Source organism: Gardnerella bretellae, assembly GCF_048545135.1.
Classification (GTDB): Bacteria; Actinomycetota; Actinomycetes; order Actinomycetales; family Bifidobacteriaceae; genus Bifidobacterium; species Bifidobacterium greenwoodii.
Window position 1 is genome coordinate 61,629 of sequence record NZ_JBKQXU010000003.1, and the last position, 14,998, is coordinate 76,626.

Genomic DNA, 14,998 nt, shown 5'->3' on the forward strand with positions numbered 1-14,998 from the left:
CGCTTATTCGCTTAAAACTTTCCGTTTAGCGTGCAAACACATCCATATGTTACGTAAGAATAAGATTATGCTTTCTGAGTTACATGCACCTTGTGAAATTCCTTGCACAACACCTCAAACACTTGCGTTTATTAAAGAAAATGCGAAATCAAATCCAACTAATGCAGCTCTTAAAGCACCACGTAACGCGGGAATTGATGTTACTTTTGCAGTAAATCAAATCGCAGGCAAACAAATAGCACAACAAAAACTGCCAAAATGGGCATCCTGCGAGGAGATTATATATCCGGCACATATATCTATGGAACAATGCTCTTCGCAAGCCACAGCACAATATAAGGCTAATATTGCACAAAAATTACTTAGTGAGCTGAATGAAGAAAACACTTCGAACACTCTTGTTGATCTTACAGGTGGATTTGGTGTTGATTGCGCAATAATGGCTGAGGTTTTTGATTCTGCAATATGCATTGAGCAGCAAAGTGATCTTTCCGCTATTTCACAACACAATATGCGAGCGCTCGGTCTTTCTAAAGTTACGTGTTACAACAATAATAGTCTTGAGGCACTTAATCAGATTTCTAGCGCAACAATGATATACATTGACCCTGCACGTCGCAATAATCAAGGTTCTAGAACTTACGCTATTGAAGACTGCACACCAAACGTGCTATCTATTAAAGACCAACTTCTTAAAAAAGCACAAATTGTTATTATTAAACTTTCTCCAATGCTTGACTGGCATAAAACTGTAAACGATTTTGGCGGTAATGTTGCGCAAGTGCACATTGTTGCTCATCATAATGAATGTAAAGAGCTACTAATAGTACTAAGCAAATCTCAGCACACGAAACTGCCAATATATTGCGTAAACGACAATCAGTTAACTGTTATAGAAGCCGCTTACGATACTTCAAAAAATCAGGTTTCAATACTTTCTGGATTAGATGGTAAAAGTAAGGAAAACAAAACTTTATACGTACAAAAATGGCGAGAATGGGCTCGGTACGTTTATGAGCCAAATGCTGCAATTATGAAAGCGGGATGTTTAAAGTTTTTAGAAGAAAAGTATGGCATTAAGCAAATAGAACCAAATAGTCATATTGGTGTTGCAGAAAAACATTATGCTAATTTCCCGGGGAAAATATGGAAAATTGAGAATATTTGCAGCCTTAACAAGAAGGAAATAAAGAAAGCGCTTGCAGATATTACACATGCGAATATTGTTACTAGAAACTTTCCAATGTCTGCAGAAACTTTGAAAAAGCGCCTTAAAATTCAAGACGGTGGAAATATTAGGCTTATTGCAACAACTGACAGCAATAAAAATCACGTAATTATTCGCGCAATTGCAGAATAAAAATAATTAAAGTAGCCACACAAAACGCGCAGCTACTTTAATAGAATCGTTTTCAAAATAGTCGTAATTGTATTAACGCCACCACATGGTCATTAAGAAACCAACTACAACAAATCCGAAGGCAATAAGTAGATTCCATGCTCCAATTCCTGGGATTGGTAGCATAGGATTCAAGTAATACACAACAGCCCACACTAAGCCAATAACCATCAACGTGCAGAACAGTGGCACGAACCATGCTGCATTAGCCTTCGTACCTTTAATACTTTCTTCAACGCGACGCCTATTTTCTGCTTGACGCTGCATCATCTTCTGAATTTGTGGAGAAAGCGATGCTTTATCTGCAGTAGCATTCAACACTGCTTCGACTTCATCCATAGGAACGCCATAAGTATTCTCATTTGACGTATCGCTCTTCTTTGCAGCGTCGTCAGCTGCAGTCGTGTGCAATTTCTCATCAGCCATAACTGTAACTCTCCAATCAATCGGCTACACGCTATAATAGTGGTTACACTCGAACGTAAGAAGAATGAGAGCAAATTATGGTAAAAAGAACAGGAAAACATAGAGCTCAACGCTCGTTGTTAAGTAGTGTTGCTGTTGCCGTTGCCATCTTTCTTACAGGATATTTATTTGTTACTAATCTACGAGTCAACCGCACAGCTTTCGTTACTTCCAACACAAGTCAAATGGTTGAAAGAAACTCGCAGCGCACAAAATCTTTGCGAGAAGATATTAAAGATTTAGATTCCAGAATTAGTTTGCTCAACAAAACTCTCGTAAGCAGTAATGAGAATAAAGATTCTTCAGATACCGGTAGTAGCACTGTTCTTCCTAAGCTTGAAGGACCTGGAATCGTAGTAACTCTCAACGACTCTTCGCTGTGGAAAGGAGCAGTAAACGGTTCTGGAACTTCTGTAAATATTAACGATTATGTTATTCACCAGCAAGATATTGAATCCGTTGTAAATGCGCTTTGGCAAGGCGGCGCAGAAGCTATGACCATACAAGATCAGCGCGTTTTGTTTAATTCTGCAGTAATTTGCATTGGAAACGTGCTTATGCTTCAAGGTCATCAGTACTCGCCACCGTATAAAATATCTGCTATTGGCCCAGTAGACGATATGGTTGATGCTCTTAATAATTCACCAGCCATACGCACCTACAAGGAATACGTAAGTTCATTTGGATTAGGATGGAAAGTAGAAAAGAAGGAGAATTTGAAATTCCCAGAAGCGTCTGCTTTGTTACAACCATTAAGGTACGCATCCGTGCTTAAAGAACTAAATAAATGAATGATTTGTGTCGCAAGACCTTCACATCATAAAGGAGTAACGTATTATGCAGTCTGCTTACACGCAGGAAAATGATACGAAGAGCAAAGGCTCTAACTTCTGCTGGCAAATTGCTGGAGTTATTGGCGAAGTTTTAATCGCTTTTGCAATTATGTGTGCGCTATATATTGCATGGCAAATGTGGTGGACTGGAGCTCAAGCAGAGCACAATCAGGTAGAAGCACGTAAAGAAATATCTTGGAAGAATCCTAAAACAGGTGACAAAACAAAGATTGCTTTACCTCAAAATGGCGAGCCACCAAAAGTTAGCAAGCCAAAAGGGGACGTTTTAATAGCTCGCCTGTATGTTCCTCGCTTCGGAAACCAGTGGGAGCGTAATATTATCGAAGGAACAACACCAGATATTTTGAGCAAACGTGGCTTAGGACACTATTCAGAAACTCAAATGCCTGGAGAAATCGGCAATTTCGCAGTAGCTGGACACCGCAATGGTTACGGACAGCCTTTGGGTGATGTTGACTTGCTTAAACCTGGCGATGCTATTGTTGTTAGGACTAAAGATTACTGGTTCGTATATAAGTACACTTCTTATAAGATTGTTACACCAGATCACGGTGAAGTAATCGCTCCAAACCCTGATCATCCTAACGAAAAGCCAACAAAACGTATGCTTACTCTAACTACATGCGAGCCTAAGTATACTACTGCAACACATCGCTGGATTAGCTACGCTAAGTTAGCTTATTGGGCAAACATTAGCGATGGTATTCCAAAAGAGCTTTCCACAATTGATGAGCAAGGAAAAGTAAAGTTTATTAACAATGAGCAGCAGTCTCTTGTTTCTCATCTTTCTTCACTTGTTCCAGTAATGCTTGTTATTGCAGTGCTTTATATTGTTATTTTTGCGGCTGGTGCTATTGCTTGGCAGTGGCCTGCACTTCGCGAAATTCGCGTAGGAAAAAGGAAAAAGCCGGATGCAAGCATTTTTGGCGGAATCCTTTTAATACAACCAGGCATTACAGCAATTCGTTGGATTCTTGCAATCCTAATTCATTTGTTCATCATATTAGCTCTATTCCAATGGGTATTTCCTTGGGCAGCTGCAACGATTCCATTCCTGCAGCAGATGTCTAATTACACAACAACTGTATGAAATAAATCTAATTGAAAGATCCAATTAAATTTAGGACATACTCGAATAAAGTCTAATAAAAATAAAACTGTACAAATAAGGGCGATACTTAAAAGTTATCGCCCTTATTTTTATTCGATTCTCATAATATTTCTAGTATCTAATATCACTTACTTTGATTATCACTATCTGAAGCAGAACCAAGTCCTGGTCTCGTAATCAAAGTGATTGCAGAACCTTTATCTACCTTAGTTCCAGCATCTTCAGACATGCTGATCACTACGTCATCATCTTTATTAGAAATAGAGTCAGAAACTACTCTTAAGCCCTTTGCTTCAAGTATTTTCTTAGCCTGCTTAAACGTAATAGTACCAAGATCAATATGCGGCACTTCTACCTTCGGCGAGCCTTGTGATACATAGACTGTAATCGAGCTATGAGGCTTAACAGAAGATCCGGAATTAGGGTTTAATCGGGTTACAGAATCTTCAGGTACACTATCTGAATCTTCCTTTACAACATCCGCAGTAAAACCAAGATTTTGCAGCTGACTAATCACAATATCCTTGCTCTGGCCAACAAGACCATCAGGAATCTTAGTTAAACCAGAAGCAATATAAAGCGTAATCAAAGTGCCTTTGTCTGCGAAAGAATCAGCATCTGGATCAGTGCGAGTCACATGATCTTTCTTCACATCAGCACTATCTTCTACTCGAACATTAGCAATCTTAAAACCAGCATGTTCGAGTATCTTACGAGCTGCTTCCTGCGATTTACCGCTCACGTCTGGAACGCGTGTTGATTGAGGTCCTACAGAGAACCAAACCGTAACTTTAGTGCCAGACGCAACATGCTCGCCACCGCGCGGAGACTGTTTTGTAAACGTGCCTTCAGGCTGAGAAGAATGATCATCTTCACGAATATCTGGGACTAATCCTAATGCTCTAAGTTTTTCTCTAGCCGCATCCTGAGTGGTTGTTTCCATAAATGTTGGAACAACAACATTACCAGACATTCGATTATGACCCAGCATAAACAAAACGCCTGCTAGCACAACAATCGCAACAACAGCACCAATAATAGAGCCGATTACAGCACGCTTACGACGCTTAGCTTGCGATTGAGCGCGTTGAGCTGCACGAGTGCTTGGAGCAAATGCAATTGATGACTCAACCTGACCTGTAATAGGGTTAAATGATTGCGTTGCAGCACCATCAGTAGCATTAATGGCCATTGTTGCAGCTGTTTGCTCAGCTTGTTTGCGAGCTTTCATATTCGCTAAATCAGTAAGCGGATTAAAAGCTGCTGCAACAGGAACTCCGCCATTCATGAACGCTAGAATATCGTTCTTAAATTCCGAAGCTGTAGCATAACGATTCTGACGGTCTTTTGCCATTGCTTTAGCGCAAATTTTATCCCACATAGAAGGCATTCCAGGCACAAGAGTGCTTAAAGGAGTTGCAACTTCAGAAACATGCTGGTATGCGATAGCTACAGCAGAATCACCAATAAATGGTGGGCGACCAGTAAGCATTTCATAAAGTACGCATCCTGCAGAATACAAGTCAGAGCGCATGTCTACTTGCTCTCCGCGAGCCTGCTCTGGAGACAAATATTGTGCAGTTCCAACAACACCTTGAGACTGCGTCATAGTTGTTGCAGAATCGTCAAGAGCACGAGCAATGCCGAAGTCCATCACCTTCACCATGCCCTGCTCGGAAATCATAATATTTCCAGGCTTAATATCGCGGTGAATAATTCCCATTCTGTGCGAATATTCCAAAGCATTAAGCACACCAAGCATAACTTGTTCAGCGTCACGCTGGCTTAAGGCACCATTCATCTTAAGAATATCGCGCAGTGTTTTTCCTTTAATATACTCCATTACTAGATAAGGAAGGCGCTCTTCCAATCCGTTGTCGGTAGTAACAGATTCTTCACCAGAATCATAAATATTAACAATATTAGGGTTGTTCATTTGCGCAATTGCGTGAGCTTCTCTGCGGAATCTAGACAGGAAGATTTCATCGTTCGCTAAATCAGAACGCATGATTTTCACAGCAACAGTACGACCTAGACGCTTATCTACCGCAACACGCACTTCCGCCATGCCGCCGCGGCCAATAAGTTCTCCTAATTCATATCGACCATTCGCTAATGAGGTGGGCATTGTGGTATTCATTGCTGCTCCTTGCGATTATTGGTATTCAAAATGTTAATAATATTGACTTGATTCTGCGGCATACTCTTAATACATCGCGTTTGTCGGGAATCTGTAGAAATAAATCCTGTTGTATTGTTAAAAGCTGTTTCTTGATCAAGCAGCCTACGTTCAATACGAGATAAAACTTTTGCCACAACAAGCGCATCTTTTGGTCGATCTTTTGGATCTTTTGCAAGCATCGACATAATAAACTGTCTTAATTGCAGATCAATATTTTCAGGCAATGGCGGAACAGGATCATTAACATGAGCTGCAGCAATATCTACCGGAGTAGCTCCAGTAAACGGCCTGTGCCCGCATAATCCTTCGTAAGCAACAACTCCTAGTGAGTAAATGTCGGATTGTGCTGTTGCTTGTTCGCCTTGTGCTTGTTCAGGAGAAATGTATTGTGCTGTGCCAACTACCATACCGTCCTGAGTAATTTGCTCCTGATCGCTTGAATAAGAAACACCAAAGTCAGTAATTTTTACGTTTCCTGTTTCAGAAACCATAATATTTGCAGGTTTTACATCACGATGAATAACACCATGCGAGTGAGCTACAAAAAGTCCTCGTGCTGTTTGAATAAGAATAGGCAACAGTCTGGTTGGATCAATAGCTTTTTCTTTATGATACAAATCTGCTAACGACTTACTTGGCACGTATTCCATAATTAAGAATCCAATGCCATCATGCTCATAATAGTCAAATAGTGCTGCAATATTCGGGTGCGCAAGATTTGCCGAATTATGAGCTTCCGCACGAAGCCTACGCAACTTTGCTTCTACATTCGCAGTATCCGTACGCAGCGCTTTAATAGCAACAATTCGCCCAAGTTGAATATCAAAGCCTTTCCAGACTTCTCCCATACCGCCTTGCGCAAGGCGGCGATCCAGTCGATAACGATGATGAACTAACTGTCCTTCAACAAGTTTCATTGTGTAAGCGCCTCCTTCATCACTTGTCGCATAATTGGTCCTGCTGCGTAACTGCCCAAAACATTAGTATTGTGAACAATTACCGCTATAGCTATTTTAGGATCTTCTGCCGGAGCAAATCCAATAACCCACCCATTTGCAGACTGATTATTCACTCCAATCTGTGCAGTACCTGTTTTTGCAGCAACATGCATATTTGGTAATGCGAGATTTGGATTTTCTTTTATTACTACAGATTGCATCATAGCGGATAGTTTTGCAGCACTATCGCTGCTCATGGCTTGATTCATAATTGTTGGCTTCGTTTGCGACAACACAGACAAGTCACTTGAACGCACACAATCTACAAGCGTAGGTTTCATAAGCGTACCGTTATTTGCTATAGCTGCTGCAATCATAGCATTTTGTAAAGGCGTAACTTTTGCGTCACCTTGTCCAATGGATTCCAAAGCTAGTCTGTCTGGAGTTGGTTTAATAGAAAATGTTGAGCTTACGGATCTCATTGGGAAACCTGTAGAATCAGATCCATCTATAGAAAGAGATTCAAAGAAGCCGAACTTTTTTGCCTGTTTTACAATCGCATCTGAACCCAAAGAATTGCCCAACTGAGCGAATGCAGTATTTGAAGAATAAGCTAACGCGTCTTCAAATGAAATTTTTCCGTCAGTTCCGTTTGCTTGAGAAACAACATTAGTTAAAGCAACACTTGTTCCAGGAAGAGTGTATTTCGCACCGGCAGGTATTAGCGTATCTGGCTGATATTTTCCAGTTTCTAGTGCCGTGGCAGCAACAATAGTTTTAAATGTAGAACCAGGTGCGTAAAGCTCAGAAATCGTACGATTTAACATTGGATTCCAAACATCTGATGTTATTTGTTCGTAAGACTTATTTACAGCACCAATATTGTGTATGGCAAGAATATTTGGATCATAACTTGGTGTGCTAACCATTGCGCGGATCCTGCCAGTTTTTGGTTCAATTGCAACAAGAGCACCGTCTTTGTCTTTTAGAAGATTATATGCGAGAGTCTGCAGTTTTGAGTCAATTGATGTTTCAATAGAAGCTCCGCGGTTTGTAGCTCCAGTAAACAAAGATTTGAACCGCTGCCAGAATAATGCGTCAGATTCGCCGCTTAATAAACTATTCCTAGAAGCCTCAATACCTCTATCTGCGCGTTGGCTAATAGAAAAGTAGCCAGTAATTGGAGAATATACAGGACCGTTAGAATATTTGCGCTGATACACGAATGCATCTTTAGAGGAATCTGATTTAGCAATAACAATTCCATCCGAAGTAAGAATTGCCCCTCTAGGAGATCCAAACTCATGGTATAAGGCTCTACGATTTCTAGGATCAGCATTTAAAGCATTAGCATTAATAGAGGTAATAATAGTACTCGAAATACCAAGTACAACGAACAATACTAGTACAGCAATGAATAATTCTTTTAAGCTTTTATTCATTTGTCTCACCTCGTTCCTGCGAAGAAACAAGGGTTTGGCTATTCATACTATTCGCTTCTTCCTGACTATTAATTAAATTACTTTCACCAAGATCATTATTTTCAGATTTACTACGACTTCTCTCCTGTAATTCTCGCTCACGCAATGCTGCCAAAGCCTCATACTGGAAGGCGTCGGAAACTGGAGCTGATTCAGGTTTATTCGCAGAGTTAGAAATAACAATAAGCAATGCGGCAAGCAAATAATTTGCTACTAATGAAGATCCGCCAGCAGCCATATATGGCAAGGTCAAACCTGTTAAAGGTATAACCAAAGTAATACCACCAACAACAGTAAATACTTGGAATGCCATAGTAAAAACAAGACCGGATGCTAATAATTTACCGAAGCCATCTTTAATTTTCATTGCGGTAATCATTCCGGAAGTAATAATAATTAAATACAAAACTAATACTGCAAGAAGTCCAGTAAGACCAAGTTCTTCACCAATAGAAGCATAAATAAAATCAGAATTAGCTAACGGCGTTAAAGAAGGATGCCCCTGACCTAAACCTGTTCCCGTAGTTCCTCCGGCTGCAAGACCAAATAATCCAGATACAATCTGAGCCGAACCTCCAGGGAACCTGTTATACACAGCATTATCAAACGGGTGAAGCCAAGCATCCACACGATACTGCACATGTGCGAATAACTTTACTGCAGCTAAGCAGCCTAATGTGAATGCAATAAATCCAACAACCAGCCAACCTTTGCGACCTGTGGCAACATAAAGCATTGACACAAACATAGCAAAGAACATAAGAGAAGTGCCAAGATCATGCTGCACAACTAATACGCCCATTGATGCAGCCCAAACTAATGCAATAGGACCCATATCTTGCAATCTTGGCAAATGCACTCCAAGAACTTTCTTCCCTCCTACAGCAAGCCTGTCGCGATGATTAAACAAGTATGCTGCAAAGAAGAAAGCTAGGAAAAGCTTAGCAAATTCTCCAGGTTGCACAGTGTGATTTCCAAAACCAATCCAAATTCTTGCGCCGCCAATTTCTTTGCCTAATCCTGGAATCATAGGAGAAAGAAGCAAAACTAAGCCGATTACCATATTTACATAAGAAAAACGTCTTAATATGCGATAATCTTGCAGCACAATAACAAAAATAATAGATAATATAAGCGCTACACACACCCACACTAACTGTTTAATAGCAATATCAGTATTATTTTGCCTATCAATTCTTGCAATAAGAACTGTTCCTATTGCTGTAAGAAGCATAATACACGGCAAAATTGCTTGACTAGCATAAGGCTGCTTAACAAGAAGCACACCCCAAAATACTAAGAATAGCAGCATAACAATTGTTAGCATTGCAACATACTTAGCTGATATGCAACTGTCTATACGAAAGAACATTTGCAAAAATGCAATTGCTGAAACAAGAATCGCAAAAAGCAATAATGCTATCTGCCTAATACGCGTAGCAATCAAATTCATGAGGATTTACCCCCTTGCTGCGCATTATTGTCTTTATTATCCTTATTTTCCTTACTATCTACGCTGTCTTTACTGCTTTTACCATCTTTGCTGCTTTTACTATCATTTGAAGAAACTATTTTTTTCTGACGCTTAGCATTTAATTTTTCTTTCGCACGCTGGAACATTTCTCGACGAATTAAAGAAGCATGACCGCGAGCTTCAGCTAAACTTCCAAAACTAATACCTTCACGCAATTGATCCTGCCATGATTTATCAAGATTTTTTACAGGAATATCGGTTGATTCAACTTCGTGAGATAATGCAATTCCGAAAATATTTGTTGGAACACCTTGATAAATAACAACGCGATCATTGTTCTGGCTAATGTAATACTGCGTTTGAGTCCACGAATAAACTCCATAACCAGCGCCAGCAATAATCAACAATCCAAGCAAAATGCCTAGAACAATACCTATGCGAGTCCATCTACGACGCAACGAATAAGCTTTATGAGCTTCATCTTTCTCATATTTAACCGCACGCGCAACATCCGGATCGTGCGGATCAGTAGATATTTTGCCGTTTTTCTTAGTTACAATAGGAATTTCATTCGTATCAGGAGTGTGTAAATCTTCTGATTCTTCGCGAATGTGCGAAGGCTGAACAATTCTAGTCATTAATACGGAAGGATTAACAGCATCTGATTCATCCGCATTGTTTTGAACTAAGGCTGCAGCACGTTGCGCTGGAGAATTTTTATCTTCTCTCAGTGCCGGCGACGACGATACTGCTTTATTAACAATATCTGCAATAGATTCAAGATCTTGACTTGCAGCTCCACCAATCAATGGAGTTTGATGAGGCAAATCAAACGCATCAGCGTCAAGAGCAAGAGTTGCATCCGCAACAACAGCAGTAACATTATCCGTGCTTCCTGCTCGAAGAGCCATAGCGACAAGTTTTTGAGCGCATTCTTCTTGATTAGAAATAGTGCTCATAACATCTTGAATAGTGGAATCTTCTAAAACTCCGCACAATCCGTCTGAACAAAGTAACCATCTGTCTGAAGGATGAGCTTTTCGTAAAGCAATATCAGGGCGCGGATCTATATCAAAATCTCCCAATACGCGCATAACAACATTTCTTTGAGGATGATTCCTAGCCTCTTCGGGAGTAATATGACCCGTATCAATAAGATGCTGAACGTAGCTGTGATCTGTAGTCATTCTCATAAGATGATTGTCACGAAGCAAGTATGCTCTTGAATCACCTAAATGTGCCAAAACCCAATATCCACATACAAGAGTTACTGCAGTAACAGTTGTTCCCATTCCAGCAAGACGTCGCTCGCGCTTAGCTTTTCCAACAATCGCGTCATGAGCTGCCATAATCGACGTTTCCATCATTGAAGACACAGCTTTTACATCGTACGGCCTGGAATCTTGCTCAATATGCGCAAGCGAACGAATGGCAATAGTAGACGCTGTATCTCCTCCAGCATGACCACCCATACCATCGCAAATAGCTGCTAAATGTTCTCCAGCAAACGCAGAATCCTGATTGTTACTTCTAACTGTGCCAACATCACTAACAGCCGTAGAGTACATAAATAATATTTTTTCAACTGATTCTACATACGCTGCTTTATTAACATTCTGATTATTATCGTCTGCTAATTTTTCAATTTGACCAGTTGTTTCTGTATTGGATTCTTCCTCATTATTTGAATTGATTTGCGTCATATTATCACCTCAATTCAAACATGGTTGCGCCTATTCTAACCGAAGTGCGCGGAGCTAATATAACTGGTTCACTAACGCGAGAATGACCAATCATAGTCCCATTAGTACTACCTAAATCTTCAAGCACCCATGCGTGAACTTTTTGATTAAAATACACGCGAGCATGATGTGAAGAAACAAATTCATCATTCAAAACTACCGTATTAGATGCAGCTCTACCAAGAGTTACTCCAGCAGCATTTAATGGGAAAGATGATCCTGCCAAAGGCCCGTCAATAACAACTAGCAAAGTAGGATTAACATCAGAATTTTTTGAAGACGAGTTAACCATTACAGGTGATGCTTGTCGTTGTACAGGCTTAGAAGAATTTACGTCATGAGATGCGCGTCGAGATTTTTTATTCCAAAAATGCGATTTTTTAGGACTAAAAACCTCAATATCCCTACGAAGCGAACGAATAGCGCATAACACAAAAACCCAAAGTAAGACTAAAAAGCCATACTTGAATATTGCAAACGTTAATTCAGTGAATATCATACGCGTTATCGTCTCCTCATTCGGAAAATACTTTTTCTCCTACTCTTGAGACGATGCCCAGTAGAGAATACGCGTACGCCCAATAGTAATAGTGTTTCCATCTACCAAGGTTGCAGCTGGCACTTGATGACCTTCTACATAAGTACCGTTTGTTGAACCAAGGTCTCGAGCAATAACACCATCAGGAGTGACGTCGATACTAAGATGATGTCGAGAAATACCAGGATCATCAATTACAATATCGCAACCGGAACCTCGTCCTAAAATTGTGCAATCTTTAGTAAGCAAATACTGATTGCCATTAATCTCAAGCATTGGATGATTCTGCTGCTGGTCGTCGGTAGTAACAGGAACAGCATTTCCTTGAACTGATTCAGAAGTCAAATGGAAATTACCCTTAGTTAATTCCAAGTCTTCTTCAAAAATAACAACTACTGGTCCTACAAAAGCATAATGTTGACTTTTAGCATATTGCGTAAGATTGTCAGCAAGCTCATTAGCTAAAGCTTCACTGCCCCATTGTTCAATATGATCAAAATCAGGAGTACTTAGCTTAAAACGATATTCATTTGGAGCAACAGTATGATCTCGGCCAATAGGCATAGCTTCAGCATCAATTTCACGTTCCAAAGCACTAGAAAAATCAACTGGCTGTAAATCTTTGGAGCCGAATTTTGCGAAGACGCCGTTCACTGCACCTTCCACGCTCTTCTCAAATCGGTCAAAAACGCTCATGGTAAACCCTTTCTATCTGTTCACCATAGTACTCGTCACCGGGTACGGTACTCAAATTTCACACACTTTTTTCTAATATTTTATTATTTTTAATGCTACTTGACTATTTTCAACGTGCATTTACATCATGGTAAGTGTACTCTTAGCAATTATGACGCAAAAAAATAATAACAATCACAGCAGATTGTCGGTAATTACTCGCAATTTCGCTACTATTTTTACTTTAATACTCGCGATTATTGTACCTTGCTTAGGTAAAGCACTACTTATTAGTAGTAAAGAAAGAAATTATGAAGCAACTATTGTAGCTTATTTTCACAATAGTGTTCCTTCTTCGCTACTGAGCTTTTCAAAAATAATTGCGATTGTTTTTTCCACTAAAGGCTGCTTGGCAATACTATTATTGCTTGCAATAATTTCATTGTTTGTTAGTAAAAGCTTAAAACTTACAATTACTCAGCTTCTTATTTCTCTGCTTCCTATGATTTACATTTTTGCAGTTAAATTTGCTGTACACAGACCAAGACCATACATTGGTTTGAATATTAAACTACCTTCTGATCCAAGTTTTCCTAGTGGACACACTTCTGCAGCAGTCGCAGTCTGTGCAATGATAATGCTAATTATTTATGTAACTAAGCCTTCTCTTGTTAAAGTTGGATTGCTTTTTAGCGCAATACTAGTTGTTATCGTCGCTATTTCGCGACTTATTGTTGCAGCTCACTTCCCTACAGACGTATTAACTGCAGCAATCATGTATCCTCTTCTTTCTGTTACAGTATTGCGCTCATGTCAGAGACACAACCTGTATGTAGATAATAGAAAAAACAATAAAGATAACAAAAATTACTCTGCTAAAAAATTAGTGGAAGATTTTTCTTCAGAAAGCGAAAACACTAATGCTTAAAGGTTTTAAGAAGTTTATTTTACGCGGCAGCGTTATTGATATGGCTGTCGGTGTTGTTATGGGTAGTGCAGTAACTGCAGTAGTAACAACAATAGTAAATCATATTATTAATCCTCTTATTGCAATGATTTGCGGAAAGCCAGAACTTAATGGCGTTCTAACTATTACTATGAACGGTGCAACAATTTCTTTTGGCGCAGTAATTGGCGCATTATTAAATTTCCTTATTGTTGCTACAGCAGTTTATTTCTGCATTGTTTTACCTATTAATAAATTGCGTGAAATTGGTGCAGATTTATTGCAAATAGAACATGAAAAAACTGAAGAAGAAAAACGTAAAGAGCGCGAAGAAAAAACTATTCAACTCTTGCAAGATATTCGCGATGAATTAGCTAGAAAATAATATTCTTGCTAATTAAAAAAGTATTTAGAAAATATTAAAATTCCCGCTAGTTAGAAACAATTAGCGGGAATTTCTATTAAAAATAAAATCCTATTAATAGGCTTTTACCTATACGTTTTCGCTTATCAGTCGTCACCTAAAGTAACGTGTATTCCGCCGACCAATGAGCCAACTACGTTATAAAGTAGAGCAATTATTGCGGACAGTATTGTAATAATAACAATTTCAACAATAGAGAATATAGTAACTGCGCTCAATACTGTTGGAAGAGAAAATACGTCGGCAAGATTAAAACCATTACTATCCAAACCTGTTGATGAAACAATCTGCGTTACCTGATCAAAAACACCAATCATGTTCAAGAACAACCAAACTAAACCTGCAGCAATAACTTGAATAATACCGCCTGCAACGCTTAGAAGAAATGTAACTTTTGCAACTGACCATGCATCAACACGAACCAAAGAAAGGCTCATACGACGAGCTCTAGGAGTATGACCTGCTTTAGAAGAATGTAATTGACTTGCTGAAGATGTTGATGATGCCATACCACCAATAGTTCTACGCGAAGAAGATGAACTATTATTAGATCCACCCAACGTAAACTGTGATTTTCTAACAACCCTTCCTAAAGAAGAATCACCAAACTCTTCATTAGAATTATTGTCTTCTCTAATTGTGTAAGAAGATTCTTCATTAATATTCGTTGGATTTTGCGATGGCTCAAAATCTTCGCTCATCTTAAGTTTTCCTTCTCTTATTATTTTTCTTATAATTAGACTAATTATACTAATGAGAGTACCAATCA

General features: G+C 39.3%; 14 protein-coding genes. 5 read left to right on the forward strand and 9 right to left on the reverse strand.

The genetic code is table 11. The features are described 5' to 3' along the window. The first annotated feature begins 46 nt into the window (after positions 1 to 46). Entirely contained in the window at positions 47 to 1,360 is a 1,314-nt protein-coding gene (locus ACJV7B_RS02965) for a THUMP-like domain-containing protein (RefSeq protein WP_419388938.1), read from the forward strand. 72 nt (positions 1,361 to 1,432) lie between these two features. On the opposite strand, the gene crgA is transcribed toward ACJV7B_RS02965, so the two are convergent. Further along, the gene (gene crgA / locus ACJV7B_RS02970; protein WP_004136636.1) at positions 1,433 to 1,825 is read right to left on the reverse strand and encodes a cell division protein CrgA; all 393 of its coding nucleotides are present in this window, start codon (positions 1,823 to 1,825) and stop codon (positions 1,433 to 1,435) included. Between the two features lie 77 nt (positions 1,826 to 1,902). Between crgA and ACJV7B_RS02975 the strand changes: the two genes are divergently transcribed. Both ACJV7B_RS02975 and ACJV7B_RS02980 read left to right on the forward strand, forming a co-directional pair. Continuing rightward, on the forward strand, positions 1,903 to 2,655 hold the full coding sequence (locus tag ACJV7B_RS02975) for a DUF881 domain-containing protein (protein ID WP_004136635.1): 753 nt from the start codon (positions 1,903 to 1,905) through the stop codon (positions 2,653 to 2,655). Positions 2,656 to 2,701: 46 nt separating this feature from the next. Then, positions 2,702 to 3,808 carry a class E sortase gene (locus ACJV7B_RS02980; RefSeq protein ID WP_004136634.1) on the forward strand — a complete coding sequence of 369 codons (1,107 nt, stop codon included), beginning with the start codon at positions 2,702 to 2,704 and terminating at the stop codon, positions 3,806 to 3,808. Positions 3,809 to 3,953: 145 nt separating this feature from the next. Here the strand turns inward: ACJV7B_RS02980 and pknB are convergent, their stop codons facing one another. Genes pknB through ACJV7B_RS03015 form a run of 7 tightly spaced genes read right to left on the reverse strand, consistent with a single transcriptional unit; the run spans position 3,954 to position 12,880 of the window. Continuing rightward, positions 3,954 to 5,969, reverse strand: coding sequence for a Stk1 family PASTA domain-containing Ser/Thr kinase (gene pknB / locus ACJV7B_RS02985; RefSeq protein ID WP_004136633.1), 2,016 nt, complete (start codon positions 5,967 to 5,969; stop codon positions 3,954 to 3,956). Continuing rightward, entirely contained in the window at positions 5,966 to 6,928 is a 963-nt protein-coding gene (locus tag ACJV7B_RS02990) for a serine/threonine-protein kinase (protein WP_047923647.1), read from the reverse strand. The genes pknB and ACJV7B_RS02990 overlap by 4 nt, the downstream gene beginning before the upstream one ends. Continuing rightward, positions 6,925 to 8,391, reverse strand: a complete 1,467-nt coding sequence (locus ACJV7B_RS02995; RefSeq protein ID WP_047923646.1) for a peptidoglycan D,D-transpeptidase FtsI family protein — start codon at positions 8,389 to 8,391, stop codon at positions 6,925 to 6,927. Before ACJV7B_RS02995 ends, ACJV7B_RS02990 begins: the two co-directional genes overlap by 4 nt. After that, on the reverse strand, positions 8,384 to 9,883 hold the full coding sequence (locus ACJV7B_RS03000; RefSeq protein WP_308581736.1) for an FtsW/RodA/SpoVE family cell cycle protein: 1,500 nt from the start codon (positions 9,881 to 9,883) through the stop codon (positions 8,384 to 8,386). The genes ACJV7B_RS02995 and ACJV7B_RS03000 overlap by 8 nt, the downstream gene beginning before the upstream one ends. After that, positions 9,880 to 11,607: a PP2C family protein-serine/threonine phosphatase gene (locus ACJV7B_RS03005; protein ID WP_047923644.1), complete on the reverse strand. Its 1,728-nt coding sequence runs from the start codon at positions 11,605 to 11,607 to the stop codon at positions 9,880 to 9,882. The genes ACJV7B_RS03000 and ACJV7B_RS03005 overlap by 4 nt, the downstream gene beginning before the upstream one ends. A gap of 4 nt (positions 11,608 to 11,611) precedes the next feature. Next, entirely contained in the window at positions 11,612 to 12,145 is a 534-nt protein-coding gene (locus ACJV7B_RS03010) for an FHA domain-containing protein FhaB/FipA (RefSeq protein WP_004126550.1), read from the reverse strand. A gap of 39 nt (positions 12,146 to 12,184) precedes the next feature. Then, a complete protein-coding gene (locus tag ACJV7B_RS03015) occupies positions 12,185 to 12,880 on the reverse strand; it encodes an FhaA domain-containing protein (protein WP_004126547.1) in 696 nt (231 codons plus the stop codon). A 151-nt stretch (positions 12,881 to 13,031) separates the two neighbouring features. Between ACJV7B_RS03015 and ACJV7B_RS03020 the strand changes: the two genes are divergently transcribed. Together ACJV7B_RS03020 and mscL are read left to right on the forward strand one after the other, a co-directional pair. Further along, the gene (locus tag ACJV7B_RS03020; protein ID WP_032837648.1) at positions 13,032 to 13,787 is read left to right on the forward strand and encodes a phosphatase PAP2 family protein; all 756 of its coding nucleotides are present in this window, start codon (positions 13,032 to 13,034) and stop codon (positions 13,785 to 13,787) included. Continuing rightward, complete coding sequence (mscL, locus tag ACJV7B_RS03025; protein WP_004126541.1) at positions 13,780 to 14,190, forward strand: large conductance mechanosensitive channel protein MscL; 411 nt, start codon at positions 13,780 to 13,782, stop codon at positions 14,188 to 14,190. The genes ACJV7B_RS03020 and mscL overlap by 8 nt, the downstream gene beginning before the upstream one ends. Positions 14,191 to 14,315: 125 nt before the next feature. On the opposite strand, the gene ACJV7B_RS03030 is transcribed toward mscL, so the two are convergent. Continuing rightward, the gene (locus tag ACJV7B_RS03030; protein ID WP_019260578.1) at positions 14,316 to 14,930 is read right to left on the reverse strand and encodes a DUF3566 domain-containing protein; all 615 of its coding nucleotides are present in this window, start codon (positions 14,928 to 14,930) and stop codon (positions 14,316 to 14,318) included. Positions 14,931 to 14,998: the final 68 nt, after the last annotated feature.